This window comes from Salmonella sp. HY31, assembly GCF_042604575.1.
Lineage (GTDB): Bacteria > Pseudomonadota > Gammaproteobacteria > Enterobacterales > Enterobacteriaceae > Salmonella > Salmonella diarizonae.
Genome location: NZ_CP170479.1, coordinates 2,423,893 through 2,438,884 on the forward strand (window position 1 = coordinate 2,423,893; position 14,992 = coordinate 2,438,884).

General features: G+C 48.5%; 11 protein-coding genes and 3 pseudogenes. 2 read left to right on the forward strand and 12 right to left on the reverse strand.

From position 1 onward, the window contains the following. The first annotated feature begins 52 nt into the window (after positions 1–52). Positions 53–2,128, forward strand: a complete 2,076-nt coding sequence (gene glgX / locus ACE15A_RS11505; RefSeq protein ID WP_023249378.1) for a glycogen debranching protein GlgX — start codon at positions 53–55, stop codon at positions 2,126–2,128. A gap of 112 nt (positions 2,129–2,240) precedes the next feature. Here the strand turns inward: glgX and ACE15A_RS11510 are convergent, their stop codons facing one another. From ACE15A_RS11510 to ACE15A_RS11520, 3 genes are all read right to left on the reverse strand, one after another. Continuing rightward, on the reverse strand, positions 2,241–3,443 hold the full coding sequence (locus ACE15A_RS11510) for a MalY/PatB family protein (protein ID WP_053509688.1): 1,203 nt from the start codon (positions 3,441–3,443) through the stop codon (positions 2,241–2,243). Between the two features lie 12 nt (positions 3,444–3,455). After that, positions 3,456–4,907, reverse strand: coding sequence for a Na+/H+ antiporter NhaC (gene nhaC, locus ACE15A_RS11515; protein WP_001276629.1), 1,452 nt, complete (start codon positions 4,905–4,907; stop codon positions 3,456–3,458). A 143-nt stretch (positions 4,908–5,050) separates the two neighbouring features. Further along, a complete protein-coding gene (locus ACE15A_RS11520; RefSeq protein WP_380910652.1) occupies positions 5,051–6,058 on the reverse strand; it encodes a LacI family DNA-binding transcriptional regulator in 1,008 nt (335 codons plus the stop codon). Between the two features lie 1,120 nt (positions 6,059–7,178). Between ACE15A_RS11520 and ACE15A_RS11525 the strand changes: the two are divergent. After that, positions 7,179–8,204, forward strand: a pseudogene (locus ACE15A_RS11525) (ISNCY family transposase); the annotation flags it as partial. 79 nt (positions 8,205–8,283) lie between these two features. Here the strand turns inward: ACE15A_RS11525 and ACE15A_RS11530 are convergent. The 9 genes and pseudogenes from ACE15A_RS11530 to ACE15A_RS11570 all read right to left on the reverse strand — a co-directional run bounded on the left by ACE15A_RS11530 (position 8,284) and on the right by ACE15A_RS11570 (position 14,731). After that, positions 8,284–8,730, reverse strand: coding sequence for a hypothetical protein (locus ACE15A_RS11530; RefSeq protein WP_053509684.1), 447 nt, complete (start codon positions 8,728–8,730; stop codon positions 8,284–8,286). A 13-nt stretch (positions 8,731–8,743) separates the two neighbouring features. Beyond that, positions 8,744–9,043, reverse strand: coding sequence for a hypothetical protein (locus ACE15A_RS11535; protein ID WP_077950631.1), 300 nt, complete (start codon positions 9,041–9,043; stop codon positions 8,744–8,746). Continuing rightward, positions 9,040–9,495 carry a hypothetical protein gene (locus tag ACE15A_RS11540; RefSeq protein ID WP_129382428.1) on the reverse strand — a complete coding sequence of 152 codons (456 nt, stop codon included), beginning with the start codon at positions 9,493–9,495 and terminating at the stop codon, positions 9,040–9,042. Before ACE15A_RS11540 ends, ACE15A_RS11535 begins: the two co-directional genes overlap by 4 nt. Before the next feature lie 50 nt (positions 9,496–9,545). Further along, complete coding sequence (locus ACE15A_RS11545) at positions 9,546–11,483, reverse strand: hypothetical protein (protein ID WP_226998564.1); 1,938 nt, start codon at positions 11,481–11,483, stop codon at positions 9,546–9,548. A 240-nt stretch (positions 11,484–11,723) separates the two neighbouring features. After that, complete coding sequence (gene istB / locus ACE15A_RS11550) at positions 11,724–12,521, reverse strand: IS21-like element IS21 family helper ATPase IstB (protein WP_000544830.1); 798 nt, start codon at positions 12,519–12,521, stop codon at positions 11,724–11,726. Then, positions 12,521–13,693: an IS21-like element IS21 family transposase gene (gene istA, locus ACE15A_RS11555; RefSeq protein WP_000952373.1), complete on the reverse strand. Its 1,173-nt coding sequence runs from the start codon at positions 13,691–13,693 to the stop codon at positions 12,521–12,523. The genes istB and istA overlap by 1 nt, the downstream gene beginning before the upstream one ends. Positions 13,694–13,795: 102 nt before the next feature. Continuing rightward, positions 13,796–14,093 (reverse strand): annotated as a pseudogene (locus ACE15A_RS11560) (phage tail protein); the annotation flags it as partial. A gap of 216 nt (positions 14,094–14,309) precedes the next feature. Continuing rightward, a pseudogene (locus tag ACE15A_RS11565) lies at positions 14,310–14,408 on the reverse strand (hypothetical protein); the annotation flags it as partial. Positions 14,409–14,515: 107 nt separating this feature from the next. Further along, complete coding sequence (locus ACE15A_RS11570; RefSeq protein WP_129382429.1) at positions 14,516–14,731, reverse strand: DinI-like family protein; 216 nt, start codon at positions 14,729–14,731, stop codon at positions 14,516–14,518. Positions 14,732–14,992: the final 261 nt, after the last annotated feature.

A 14,992-nucleotide genomic window follows, 5' to 3' on the forward strand; every position in this document is an offset into this window, starting at 1 on the left:
ATGTGTTGATGTGCCGTTACAGGACAACTTTTACCGTGGGTGGAGAAAGAGAATGACAACAAACAGGACTTTTGAAATCAGATCAGGGTACAGCCATACGCTTGGCGCGAATTATGACGGCGAAGGCGTGAATTTCGCTATTTTTTCCGCCCATGCGGAACGCGTCGAGCTTTGTCTTTACGATCCGAGCGGGGAACATGAAATCGCTCGTCTGGAGTTACCGGAATATACCGACGAAATATGGCACGGCTATGTCCCGAATTTGCAGCCCGGCACGCTGTATGGGTACCGCGTTTACGGTCCTTATGACCCGGAAAATGGTCATCGTTTTAACCCCAATAAGCTGCTTATTGACCCTTATGCCCGTGAGCTGGTGGGCGATATTCACTGGAACGATGCGCATTTCGCGTATCAATTACTCCATGACGATAAAGATTTGACCTTTGATGACCAGGATAGCGCGCCATTTACGCCTAAATGCCGGGTGATTGATCCGGCTGAGGCTAACTGGGAGGACAGCCAACGGCCTTCCATACCGTGGTCGAACGCCATTATTTATGAAACGCATGTAAAAGGCTTTACCCAGCTTAATTCCGCGATCCCTGAGCCTCTACGCGGTACGTTTGAGGGTATGGGGCATAAAGCCAGCGTGGATTACATTAAAAGCTTGGGTATTACCTCCGTCGAGCTTTTACCCGTTCACTGGTTCCCGGACGATCAGCATCTGCTCGATAAAGGTCTGAAAAATTTCTGGGGATACAACTCGCTTGGCTTTTTTGCGCCGGCGACGCGCTACTATGGTCCAAAAGGTATTCAGGGATTCCGCGATATGGTGCGCGCTTTCCATGATGCCGGTGTCGAAGTGATACTGGACGTGGTCTATAACCATACGGCAGAAGGGAATGAGCTTGGCCCCACGCTGTCATTTAAAGGTATCGATAACTTTTCTTACTATCGCACTATGCCCGATCAGCATCGCTATTACATTAACGATACAGGGACAGGTAATACCGTCAATACCTCTCATCCGCGGGTACTGCAAATGGTGATGGATTCCCTTCGCTATTGGACGGAGTCAATGCATGTCGACGGTTTTCGTTTTGATTTGGGCACCATTCTTGGACGTGAGCCGGAAGGCTTTGATCAGAGAGGCGGCTTTTTTGATGCGGTAACGCAAGACCCGGTGCTGGCAAAACTGAAACTGATTGGCGAACCCTGGGATATCGGACCGGGCGGCTATCAGGTTGGCGGTTTTCCACCGGGGTGGGGCGAATGGAATGATAAATACCGGGATACGGTACGCGAATACTGGAAAGGTGACAACGTCACAAATGATTTTGCCGCACGCCTGCTGGGTTCCGGCGATCTCTACGATTTGCGCGGCCGTCGCCCCTGGTCAAGCGTAAACTTTATCACCGCCCATGATGGCTTCACTCTGAACGATCTGGTGTCTTATAACGACAAACATAATGAAGCCAATGGCGAAGATAATAATGACGGGCATAATGATAACCGCTCCTGTAACTATGGCGCAGAAGGGCCAACCGACGATGAAGGCATCAATGCGATACGCGAGCGACAGAAACGCAATTTCCTGACCACCTTGCTTTTCTCGCACGGCACGCCGATGTTATTAGCGGGCGATGAGTTTGGTCGCAGTCAGATGGGCAATAACAATGGCTACTGTCAGGATAGTGAAATATCGTGGGTCCACTGGGATAATTTGCCGGAAACCGCCAATGCGCTACGGGAGTTTACCCGTCATCTGATTCAACTGCGCGCCACGCAGCCGTTGCTGCGTCGGGAGAGCTGGCGTGACGGTTTGGAGATCCGCTGGTTTAACGCCGGGGGAGGACCGCAGCAATCCGAACAATGGGATGAGGGATCGACGATAGGCGTATGCATTAGTCGTCCCGATCTCCAGCCGGAAGCGGGGATCTGGCATGACGCCTTACTGCTTTTCAATCCGTTTGAAGGCAGCGTACCGTTCCGTATTCCGATGTGGGGAGAGGGCGGCTGGGTGCTTGAGCTGACGACTGACGATGACGCGCAGCAGGGAATGCGGATTACCGAAGAGATAGATTTCGATCTGGCCGGGCGCAGCATCGTGTTATTCAGACGCCCCTGATACTGAAACTGCGCTCCAGACCCAACCGGCCTTTATGGCCGGTTTTTTTACTGCCACTCAGGCGATATCATGTCGCAGAAATAACACCGTTCTCCGTTTACCGTCCAAAATTTCATCCGCCTGTTGGTGCTCCTTTGATTGACTTCACCGAGATTCGCTTCAGGCCGTCTATTGCCATTTCAAGGTAGGTACGGGGACATCCCAGATTTAAACGGATAAATCCGCTGCCCGCCGGGCCAAAGCCGCTGCCCATTGAAGGGGCGATACCCGCGACATCCGCCATCACCCATTTTAGCTGTTCGTCATCCAGTCCCAGTTTTTTACAATCCATCCATAATAAATAGGTTCCCTGCGCCGGGACAATTCTTGCCCAGGGAAGATGCTCTGCCGCCTGTTCAACAAACCAGCGGCGATTTTCCGCCAGGTAATCCAGTAGTGAATCCAGCCATTGTCTGCTTTCATTCCATGCAGTAGTCGCCGCCTGAACGGAGAGGGCATTAAAGACGTCCAGCCCATGAGCGTCCAGACGAGATAAGAATCGCTGGCGAAGCGTAGGATCGGGAATGAGAAAGTTAGAAATTCGCAGCGACGATAAGCCAAACGTTTTGCTGGCCGCAGTGGCGGAGATGACCCGTTTATGCCAACGCTCCCCTAAATGCAGTACCGAGGTAAAGGTTTCTCCGGGCAACAATAGATCGGCCCATATCTCATCCGAGATGAGGGTGACATCATAAGTCTCACATAATAAAAGCAGTTGCTCCAGTTCGTTGGCCGACCAGCAACGCCCGGTTGGATTATGTGGATTACACAAAATCATCAGCGGAGGGCGTTCATGGCGAAACAGCCTTTCCAGTTGGCAAAAATCCATCTGGTAGCCTTCGTCCGGCGACTCGCTAAGGGGATTCTCCAGCAGTTTTCTACCATTAAACGTGATTATTTTGGCGAAGGAGCCATAGTATGGCCCCTGTACCACTACGCCGTCACCTGGATGCGTCAACATTTGCACTAAGAGTGCCAACCCTGGTACGACGCCTTCCACGCTGCATACCCATTCCTGTTTTAGCGTGAGCTGGTGGCGTGACAAAAACCAGTGAAGCAGGGCGTTAAAGTATGCCTCATCACGTTCGCTATAGCCAAATACGCCGTGCTCGATTCGCTGATGCAATGCCGTCTGAACCTCAGGCGGGCAGGCAAAATCGAAATCAGAAACCCACATCGGTAGCAGTTTGCCGGCGCCGTCGCCAAAGTGACGCTCAATAAAATCCCACTTTACCGAACCAGTATTGTTGCGATTGATAATCTGGTTAAAATCCATCTTGTTTCCTTATTATTCCGTCACTGACGATTGCGGCGACTTTTCTGAGGCGGGGGCGGTTCTGGCGATACCAATTCCGCTAAAACCATAAATTAATGCGAAGAAGATCGCTGCATAGCACTGGATAGCCCAGGGCAGAAGATCCAGCGTGCTAACGCCCAATGTAGTCGCCATGTAGACGCCAGCCGAGGTCCACGGCAGGAGAGGTTCGATAACGGTACCGGCATCTTCTATCGTACGTGAAAGGTTTTTAGTATCCAGCCCCATGCGACGATAGGCATCTTTAAACAATTCGGCGGGAACTAACAATGCCAATTTACCGTCGCTGGTCGCCCCGGTGACCAAAATTGTGGTGCCGATAGTGGCGGCAATTAGCTGACCAACGCTATGAATAATGGTCAACAGCCGGTTAATGATGATCGTTAACGCGCCGGTTAACGTTAGCGCTCCGGCAAACGAAAAAGCGCAGAAAACCAACAGTATCGTTCCCATCATCGAGAACATTCCCCCCCGGTTTAACAGGCGTGGAACATCGGCCACGACACCTTCAGCGCCTTGTGGGAACATGGCGATATCAAATCCATCAATGAAGGCGTCCAGCCCCTGTTTGATGCTCAGTCCCTGCATGATGACGCCGAGGAACAAGGCAAGTACGCAGGCGCTTAACATTAATGGGATGACAGGCTTCTTGCGGATTGCGCCCCACAGTACGATCACCGGTGGCAAAATAAGAACAATATTAAAATGATATAGCGACTCCAGCGAGTGGATGATGTCCGTGACCCGCTGCGGCGTAGCCACTTCGCCCAGCATATTACTGTGTCCGGCGATAAGATAAACCACGGCGGCTAGCAGGAAACTTGGCAGGGTCGTCCAAAGTAAATGCTGAATATGTTCAAACAGGGTGGTGTCTGCGACAATGGCGGCAAAGTTAGTCGAGTCGGACAACGGTGAGATTTTGTCGCCGAAATAAGCGCCAGAAACGACGGCGCCGGCCGCCGCCGCAAGCGACACGTCCAGCCCGGCGGCAACCCCCATTAACGCAACGCCAACCGTCCCGGCGGACCCCCACGATGTACCGGTACAAACGGAGACCACGCTGGTTAAAAAGAAGGCCGCAATCAAAATATATTCCGGGCTTATCAGTTTTAGCCCCCAGTACACCATGTAGGGAATGGTGCCGCTAAACATCCAGGTGCCAATCAAACCGCCCACGCAGATCAGGATCATGATAACCGGCATTGCTTTAGCCAGTTTATCCACCACTGAGTTGATGATGTCTTCCCAGCAGTATCCTTGCCACCACGCAATGCCTGCCGCTACTGCCGCAGAGCACAGAAGGAGCGGTTCGATACGTAGCCCCATGATGCCGTAACCGATTATCAACAATAACAACATGGAAATGACAGGGATTAGCGCTAAACCCAATGACAGCGTTTTCTTCTTGTTTTGTGATGCACTCATAATGGAGCTCCGGTCAGTAAGGTAGCTCAAGGGTAGGGGAATACGCTTCTCACTACTGTGATCCATTACTTTCGTCCATGTAACCGATTACATGAGAAGGGTTAATTTGATAGTCATCACAGTTTTTACCGTTGACGACGCATTCAACGTGAAAAATAGGGCGCGACAGAATCTCGGATCACCAGTTCAGCATTGAAACGGTTACTGCTGGGCGGCGGCGTAATGCCCTGGTATAACTGTATCGCCAGTTGCGCGGCACAACGCGCCATTTGTTCGACCGGATAATGCATTGTTGTTAACGCCGGATAAAGATACCGGGCCAGCACCACATCATCAAAGCCGACAATAGAGAGCTGTTGCGGAAGGTGAACGCCGCGTTGATGAAGAATACGCATAATGCCAGCGGCCATAACATCGTTAAACGTGACCGACGCCGTAAGGGGAAGCCCGCTATTAATAAGCTGATGTGCGGCCCGCTCGCCGCCTTCTTCGTTAAACGGAACGCTAATCACCCAGCAGGGATCTGGCGAAATACCATATTCTTCCAGCGCCTGACGATAACCATCAAGACGTTCCTGACGATCGATAATGGGCAAGTCAGATGTCACACAGGCAATGCGCCGATGCCCGTTCGCTAAAAGATACCGGGTCGCTTCCCTGGCGGCGCTGCGATTTTCCAGCCAGATACAGCGGTTGGCCATACCAGCGATATAACGATTAACAACAACCAGCGCCGGAAAGTGGGCTGCGTAGCGCAGCAGCTCTTTATCCGCTAATCGACTGGCGTGTACTACGATAGCCTCACAGCCTTGATTAACCAGGAAATCCAGTCCCGCTTTTTCCATGTCTTCATCGTGGCCGCCGCTACATACCATCAGGCGATACTGCTGTTTACGAGAAACATCTTCTACGCCGCGAGCAAGGCGGGCAAAAAAAGGATCGGCCAGATTGCCGGTTAACAATCCGAGCATATCGCCGCTGCGTTTCGCCAGTGCGATAGCGGCGGCGTTTCGGCGATAATTGAGATCGCGCATGGCTTTCTCTACACGTTCGCGCGTGACGGGTTCAACCCACGCAGTCTGGTTAATGACGCGTGATACAGTCGCGGTTGATACACCGGCCAGGGATGCAACATCCTTTATTGTCGCCATGTTAAGCTCATATTTGTACGTTTAAAGGGTATCAAAGCCAATGATTATCACGTTACGTAGAAATCAGTGCAATAACTGCGGCGCAGTCTGAATTTATAAACATTGTTAAAATCATCCTGAATCCCGGTAACTGCAAACCGCGCCCCTTATCGTGGCGACAAGTATTTAAAAACCTGCGTGCGCAGGCGTGGTGGTCTTATCGCGACCGTGGACGAAGGTATAAAGCCGAAAGACGGGATGATTGCCTTCAGTAACAGAATAGAAACCCGCTATGAAATGGATCAAGGTTAGGGCTATGATTTCGGGTAGAGTTTTTAGGGCGATGGAGTAAAGCGCCTTATACAGACCGCCTTCGCAAAACTATCTTTAATTTAACTATTCTGGGTTTTGGGGATGTACATAATCAAAAACATCATTATAAAACATATAATCATCTGTATTTAAAGTAATAGGAGAGTTAGATTTTATGAAAATTAAATATATTTTGTTTACTTCATATTCTGCGGCAAGTGTTGCCGCATTTTCTGAGGAAGAAAATAGCCAACTAGCGAGTATTAATCAGAAATCTAGTAAGATACTACCAAGAGGAAATGAAGTATTTCGACGCGATGCTCCCGTAACAACAGCTCCAGACACGCATCTTTTTTTGGTAGCACGCGTTATGTTGAATAGGCCGCTGCGAGAATTGAGCACCACAGCGACCTATTTACACATAGCCTCATTGTGAGAACTAAATCTCGTAGTTACACCAGATTCGAGACAAGTCAGAATGTTTTCCTGTGTCCCCAGATGCTTCTTGCTCAGCTCATTCATTCCATAAATTGTGACGAACATGACGGGCAGGGTAGTCACGTCATCAACCATGAGATGAGTTCTCTGGTTGTTCCTAGATAAATGTAAGATGGAATATGTCATGAACTTAACGATATCCCCATAATTGTTGCGTTATGAAGTTATCGTAAAGCCACAACTGAACTTTAGCAAACGACTGATTCGCCGGTAAGTTCCTGAAAGAGAGGTTCTCATGAACTTAACTACAAACCCAGCATATTTAACATAATATACATTATGCGCACTAACGTTGTAGAGGCTCAATAGTAATGTCCGCCTGTAGCTCAGCGCCGCAAGGATCCCTCAGCCACGTTACCGGCGTCCGTGTACGGGCGAACTGATACAAATCGATGGCTGCGATCATGACTGGTTTGAAGGCCGAGGACCAGCCTGCACCGCACTGGTCTACGTTGATGACGCAACCAGTAAAATCATGGAGCTTTTGTTCGTCAAATCTGAGTCCACGTTTTCTTACTTCGAAGCCACATGCTATTATATTGATAAGCATGGCAAGCCGCTGGCGCTGTACAGTGATAAAGCCGGTGTTTTTCGCGTGAACAATAAGCACGCCACCGGTGGCGAAGGACATACCCAGTTTGGGCGGGCCATGCACGAGCTGAACATCCAGACTATCTGCGCGGAAACCAGTGAAGCTAAAGGCCGTGTTGAGCGGGCGCATCTGACTTTGCAGGATCGCCTGGTCAAAGAGCTGCGGTTACAGAGTATCAACTCAATGGAGGCTGCAAATGCCTTTGCTGAAGCCTATATAGCTGACTATAACCGTCGTTTTGGTAAAGCGCCCCGACATGACTTTGACGTGCATCGTGCGGTTGAACATGACGAAGATCTGGATCTTATTTTCACGGTACGGGAACATCGCAAAGTCTCAAAATCGCTGACGATACAGTATGATAAAATGCTGTACCTGATTGAAGACAGCGAGCTGAGCCGTCGTGCTATTGGTAAATACATCGACGTGTATCACTACCCTGATGGTCGTAAAGAGCTACGCCTGAATGGTGCAGCACTTCCCTACTCTACCTATGACCGGCTGTCAGAAGTCGATCAGGGCGAGATTGTGGATAATAAACGACTTGGTCGTACTCTGGAGTTTATCAATCTGGTGCAGAGTAAACGGGATAACACTCGCTCTAAGTCCGTTCCTTCTGGTGATGGCCCTTCCCGGCGACGGCCCAGAGAGGAAGGGAAAAAATCTCAGCGTTCATTGAATAACGACGACATGCTCGAAGCGCTTAAACAGCTCCAGTCGCAGTCAGAGGAGATTTTTGGCAAAAGAGCCAGAACCGGACGATAATTTTCTGCGAAGGGTCACTGCGTGAGAGACTTCCCCGCCGTGCCCCTTTCATATTGAACATCTGAACCTTACTCAGATTCTACTCACAACCAAGAGCAGAGTCTTTATCACAGGCTAGTTTTGACGACAAATCACTAAGGCGGTCAATACCAACGGACTTACAATCGTAAACAGATTCTTTTTTGGTTTTCAGATTCGTAACACTAACCCCACGACTTTCATTCTCATCTTCATAATTACTGAACATCGTGTATTTATACCCGGCATTCACAAACGACACGTTTAAGTAATCGGTTTGAAATCGCGAATAATGATTGTATTTAAATCCTGAAAAATCATTACCTTTTGACTCATAGGTAAATTCACTTTTGCGGCCTTTCGTTAAGGTGTACTGTAGTTCATCCTTGTTTACATCTAATTTAATGATTCCCTTTGCTGTATCGCATGAAAAATACTCATCGTTTGCAAACGATGAGCCGCATAGAAACATTGCAATTAACACCACTAAATCATAATTTTTCTCCATTTTTGATGCGTGCTTATTTGTTATGTTGTGGCTGTGATTGGAATGGATATGCAACGCTCTCGTTAATACTTACTTTAGTTGATGCTTTGTCTGTAAATGCAGGCCAGCTATATGATTTTGTTATGAATTTCCATGAGTAATAATCCTTCGACTCATCGTTGATTTTAAGGTTTAGGATGCTCCAACTCTCATCGTGACAATGTGATTGTTTTGCATAATCATCCTCGGTAAAGCAAGCTTTTATCATTTCTTTTGATGAAAATAGAATGTTTTTAAAGGCTGGTTGATATGTACCATCATCATTTATCATCATGAAATTTGCGTATTCTTCCTCGCGCCCCCCCCGGAATAATTTGTTGACCATTTCGATACTAACGCAACGGCCATTTTAACTTTACTTAAAGGATATAAAGCTGGATATATATATACATCATTTTTGGTAAGTTCATCATCAGGAATATACTCATTTTTAGTTTCTTTAGTAAAATCCCATGAAACTATTTTAGAATATGTATCACCATCTTTTTTCAGCTTCGTTAGCTGAAGATGTGATGTTGTTAAATAAAAGATGCCATCCGCATTTTTTTCTTTCCAGATAGAAGTCCCTTCTTTACAGGAATCATCGGCCGCTTTACAAACATCAACATATTGAGCACTGTTTTTTTTCAATGCTATTAATGCAACTGGCTTTGTTGTGATGTCAGTAATTCCAGCCACAGAAGAGAAAGATACAATAGCTAAAAACAAAACCACTTTTTTCATCATTCATCCTAATGTAAATAACTATATGAAAGAAGGGGGTACCCCCTTCCCGGTTAACCAAGTGCGTTGATTTTATTTTCTATATCAGTCACTTTCCCTGCGTCTCCACGCCGTTCATAGAGTGTTACCGCCCTTCTGTAAGCTTTTAGCGCCTCCGTCTTATCCTTATCGGTACCGCTTTCATTTCTTAACGGATCGTGGTATCGCCCCCAACTATAGGCATATACGCGATAGTTATATATTTCGCTATCTTCAAAAGAGAAGTTAGCCTCTTTCTTAAGAATATTAAGATGTTCAGCTTTAAAAACGCTCACAGCTCTATTAAAATATTTAAGCCTGTCATTGTATCCATTGAACCCGCCATTAATAAGTGCTGTGACCATGTTAAAGTCATCATTCTTAGCATGTTTGGATACATTTTTATTCACGCAATAAAACCAAAAGGCAGACCGGACACAATGTGGATATTGTGCTATTTTATTTCTGGAGGCGTCATCTGATTCAAAATCCTCACCAACATATGCACCATACTTTGTATATACTTCTTGCCATGTTAATTGAATTAATCCTCGACCATACCAGGGAGCATAACTGGCTCTTGTTCCTCCAATTTCTTTAGTAAGTGTTAAACCGCCGCTTTCATGACAACATTGAGCCAGGAAATGAGCTTTTTCTCTACAAGATATAATGCCAAACTCGCGGAAACCATCATTAAATGCTGGCAAATACTGAGCCAAAATGTCCTTATCGGCTTTTGGGGCAATATCACACAATTCATCTAAAGTGATATCCCTGCCACATGCACAATTTCCTTTTGGGTTAATCGCCTCCAGGAATTCAAGCGGATGAAAATGCCATACTGACCGCTGACTGGCGAACGGCGGAACCTTATCCATCCAGCGCGTGGCGTCCAGAAATCCCCCGTTAGCCAGCTGCACAACCGGACTTTCATCCCTGGCCTTAAATACCGATGACCAGCGCGTATCTTCGCGGGTACTGTGCCAGTCGCTGTCGTGTTTCACTATCAGCCGCCGCGCATATTCCGGGATGTTCATCTGGTTCGTATGCAGTGCGCCGAACAGCAGTTCGTCCTGAGATTTATCGGGATACGGGTCGGGCGGTCTTCTGTTTTCAGCGTTGTGGATCAGGCTGTCATAAAACATTTTTGCCTGTGCCGATGCGGGTCCTTTTTCGCTGTCAAAGTGCGAGCTGATGCTTTTCAGGGCATCAATAACCCAGCGTTCATCCAGCGTGCGGGTAAAATCGGTTGTATGTTCAGCTTTAATACAGTCAAAGTTTAGCCCGGCTAAATCGTGCTGGCTGAGCTGTTCCACATCGTCCTGGTGCACCCACGTATGCGGGCGGATCTGAAAGTATGTGACCCCGGTTTTATCCGTAAACGGGTATGTGGCATCGCGCGGAATAATTTTCCCTGCATCAGCGCGGGTAATGGCGCTCATCTGCTCAAAGGTACTTTCCTCGCCCTCCCCGTTTCGCAGGTACAGCGGTCGTTTCAGCTTCAGCTTAATGAACTGTTTGCCCGTTTTGATCCCCTTCACGTTTGCCACCACATCCGTCACATGCTCGTCGAGACTCAGCAACTCGATATGGGCTTTATAGTCCGTGGTGATAATCTGCGGATGGTTATCTTCGTCGGCCAGATCCTGAGCGCCGAGGAACCCGACCGCATCCCCTGCTTTCACCGTCACTTTCAGCGGCACAGGAGGCACTACCACATCATCAAACACGCCGTGATTCAGGGCGCTGTGCATCCAGTCAGGCAGACACACGTAACATTCCCCGTCCAGCTCAAGATATTCCGGGCGCATCGAGACCCAGAACAGATCGCCTGCGGGTTTACCGTTCTGAAGACGCTGCACCAGGGCGAACGGCTCCAGCCGTTGATCCAGCAGAAACGATTTTTGTTGCAGCACGGCCAGCGTTTCACCTTGCATCAGCGTTCTGGCGTTGCCGTGTTTATTTGCCAGCACGTCCGGCACGATTTCACGGTTATCATCGTGGCGGGAATGTTTACGCATTCGCACCCCGTGGCCTTTTTGCGTGACGCGGTAAAGGGGGCGTTTCGGAAATTCTGATAATGGTGCGATGTGCATGTAAAGCTGGTACAGCGTCAGCCAGGAGGATTCATCCTGCTCGTCGGGCTTGTACACTGTCAACGCCACGATGTTTGACCGTTATTTGCCATTTTCATGCCCGCTAAGATACTTTCGTTACTGATGCTGTCCGCTTTTCACCATTTCATCATCACTGATTGGCGTTGTGTTTTTGGTCAGCACTCCAGCTTTACGTTTCTCTTTTAACCGGTAACTCTCTCCTTTGATATTCAGCGTGGTTGAGTGATGTAGCAACCGATCCAGTATCGCTGTTGCCAGCACGTGATCTCCGAACATTTCTCCCCAGTCTGCGAACCCTTTGTTTGACGTCAGTATGATGCTCGCTTTTTCATATCGACGGTTCAGTAGCCGGAAGAACAGGCTGGCTTCCTCTCTGTTCATCGGCAGATAGCCTATTTCATCCAGGATCAACACCCGGGCATAACTCAGTTGCTGCAGCTGACGCTCCAGACGGTTTTCCTGTTTCGCTTTCATCAGTGTCGCGATCAGTCTGTCCAGTGGCATAAACAGTACCCGATGTCCCGCATCCACCGCTTTCACGCCAAGAGCTATGGCCAGATGAGTTTTTCCGACACCAGGAGGTCCCAGCAGGATCACGTTTTCGCTGCGCTCCACGAACGCCAGACCAGCCAGTTCCCGGACAACCTTACGGTCGATGCCCGGCTGGAAGGTAAAGTCGAACTGCTCCAGCGTTTTGACCCACGGCAGACGAGCCTGCTTCAGCCTGGACTCCATACCGCGCTGATGCCTGCCGTTCCATTCCTGCTGTAGCGCCATGCACAGGAACTCCCGGTAGTTCAGCTCTTTTTTAGCTGCCTGTTCCAGCAGGCTTTCAACGTGATAACTCAGATGCTCCATTTTCAGGCGACTCAGCAGGACTTCCAGCTCATGCATCACAACAGCTCCTCATAGGCACTCAGTGGTCGATGTTCCACCTGACTGACCTGCTGCCAGAGCGGGGCGTGATGCTCCGGCACTGTCTGCCAGCCAGACGATGCCGAACAGAGGCGATGTGAGGCCACCAGTTTCTCATTACTGTAGATCCGCAACTCGTCATCCAGCGATATTCGTATCGATACCGGCTGACCACACAGCGCTTCGGGAACGCTGTAACGATTACCACCAACCTCGATATAGCTGTCCCAGGACACATGGCGGATATCGAAGTAACTGGTATCGAAGTCCGTATCCGGTAACGGCTGCAGATGTTCCTGCTCCAGCGCGAAGCGCTGTTCCGGCGTTTCTTTGAACTGGCGAAGTTCCCGTTTGTCAGCCACATCGGCTATCCATTGCTCCAGTTGTTGATTAACATGAGTGAAGCTGTCGAACCTGCGGTACCGGACGAAGAAGTTCTCCTTGAGGTATTTCACCATTCGCTCAACCTTACCTTTTGTTCTGGCCCTGCGTGGACGGCATGCCCGTGGCAGGAAGTTATAGTGGTCGGCCAGCAACAGGAATCCGGAGTTGAACACGACTTTCCCGTTGTTATTCTTCAGCACCGCAGCCTTCTGGTTATCAACCAGCACCGTTTTCACACAACCACCGAAGTAGCGGAAGGCGCGAACCAGTGATTCGTAGGTATGCTCAGCATCCTGTTTTGGTGCTGCGAAGACATGGAAGCGGCGGGAGAACCCCAGCGTATTAACCGCAAAGTTAACTTTGCACCGTTGCCCGGCAACCTCCACCTCAACTTCGCCCCAGTCGTGCTGGAGCTGGTATCCAGGCTGAGTTTCGAAGCGAACTGTTCTTTTTGACGGACGCATTTTACGTTTGGGCTGGATGTAGTAACGCAGCATGGAACGTCCGCCCGTATAACCCATTGCCTTAATCTCCGCGAAGATAACCTCACTATTCCAGACATTCTCTGCCAGGCGCATGTCGATGTAATCCATAAACGGTTTCAGCTTAACCATTTTGTGGCGGGTCTTTCTGGCTGGCGGTTCAGGGTATTTGAGGTAGCGTCTGACCGTCCGTTCAGAGCAACCAATCTGAGTCGCAATATCGACAATGTACGCGCCCTGCTGGCGCATTTGCTTTATCATGTAAAAGTCCTCTCTGCTCAGCATGTTGATGTCCTTTCTGGTGTGAGAACCTTAAGGAAACAACATGTTGGGTGGAGCGGACAATCCAAATGGTGAATTACCGTCTTATATCACTGGCGCTGACAGTGAAACTGATGTGACGTTTTCAGGTAGCGGGCCGGGTTCTGAAATATAAATCGGGTTGCCGGTTTGCGTGTCCACCGTTTCGTCGCGGTGCTCCTCATGTAGACTCCACGTTTTGGTTTCAGCGTCAAATACCGCAATATGACTGGCGGGAATATCAGGAGGGGCTATAAGGACAATTTGCCGGTAATCCAGTGCGCGGCGGGATATATGCATCACCTGCGCCAATAAATTCGTTTGTATCTGAACGCAGATTATAAATTTTAATTATCTGTATGGTATCACTCATTTTAAGCGTCATTTTTTATTCCGGATAAATATTCTGTATTCAGGTATACAGTATGATCATGCGAACCGACATGCAGTATATTAGTGTGTGAGCCATCCCAATACTTGTTACTGCTGTCTGCATTAGCTGATTTTACGCAATATGTCCTGTACTCCCCACAACCGATATATTTCGTTCTGGAATACGGACAGTCAGTCTGTGATGAAAAATATGTCTTTATGTTTTCAGTCATGCCAGCCTCACAATATAATTAAACGCGATATTCTTCACTGTGGTTTCCGCATTACCGTTTGCGTCCACGGTAACTACGTGTCCGTGTGGGCCGATCCCCCCTCCTGAGCGACACACGGACGCGGTTAAAAATTGTCGGCAGCATCAAAGGGATACGCAAATTGCGGTATTCTGAAAAATGCATGCCAGTATTAAGCGCAATGTTAATAAAACCAGTCGTCAGCGCTTTCCCACGTTTCCTGCAGAATGCTCTGTATACGTTTTTTATCGCCATCAGCAGCACCGACGATACTCAGACCATCCTGACTGCCTCGACGGATGGTTAAATTCTGGAGACAAATCATTAATTCTTTTTCAAGTACAGGAACAGCACCTTCCGCAAGCTGTTTTGTCCGGCTGATAACAAGCTCAATTCTCATAATTCCCTCTACATTTAATTACTGTATATAAATACAGCATCTCTGTTAGAAAGAATATTCAAGAAGTGGATAGCACTTTTTGCCAAAGCTAGTATGTTGTTTCATATCAGATTTTAGGCTGGGAAACCCGTCGCAGCGGACTCGAGTTTCTAAGTTGTGATATTCACACCGAAGGTATGGTAGAAATAACCATGGCTCTTTTTACGCCATATCAACACTACGAATAAGATGGCAAACCTGAAATGTACAAAACCATATAGA

Coding starts and splice junctions, on each gene's coding strand:
- glgX (WP_023249378.1), top strand. CDS start 53: ATGACAACAAACAGGACTTTTGAAATCAGATCAGGGTACAGCCATACG.
- ACE15A_RS11510 (WP_053509688.1), bottom strand. CDS start 3,443: ATGGATTTTAACCAGATTATCAATCGCAACAATACTGGTTCGGTAAAG.
- nhaC (WP_001276629.1), bottom strand. CDS start 4,907: ATGAGTGCATCACAAAACAAGAAGAAAACGCTGTCATTGGGTTTAGCG.
- ACE15A_RS11520 (WP_380910652.1), bottom strand. CDS start 6,058: ATGGCGACAATAAAGGATGTTGCATCCCTGGCCGGTGTATCAACCGCG.
- ACE15A_RS11530 (WP_053509684.1), bottom strand. CDS start 8,730: ATGGAGAAAAATTATGATTTAGTGGTGTTAATTGCAATGTTTCTATGC.
- ACE15A_RS11535 (WP_077950631.1), bottom strand. CDS start 9,043: ATGATGATAAATGATGATGGTACATATCAACCAGCCTTTAAAAACATT.
- ACE15A_RS11540 (WP_129382428.1), bottom strand. CDS start 9,495: ATGATGAAAAAAGTGGTTTTGTTTTTAGCTATTGTATCTTTCTCTTCT.
- istB (WP_000544830.1), bottom strand. CDS start 12,521: ATGCATGAGCTGGAAGTCCTGCTGAGTCGCCTGAAAATGGAGCATCTG.
- istA (WP_000952373.1), bottom strand. CDS start 13,693: ATGCTGAGCAGAGAGGACTTTTACATGATAAAGCAAATGCGCCAGCAG.
- ACE15A_RS11570 (WP_129382429.1), bottom strand. CDS start 14,731: ATGAGAATTGAGCTTGTTATCAGCCGGACAAAACAGCTTGCGGAAGGT.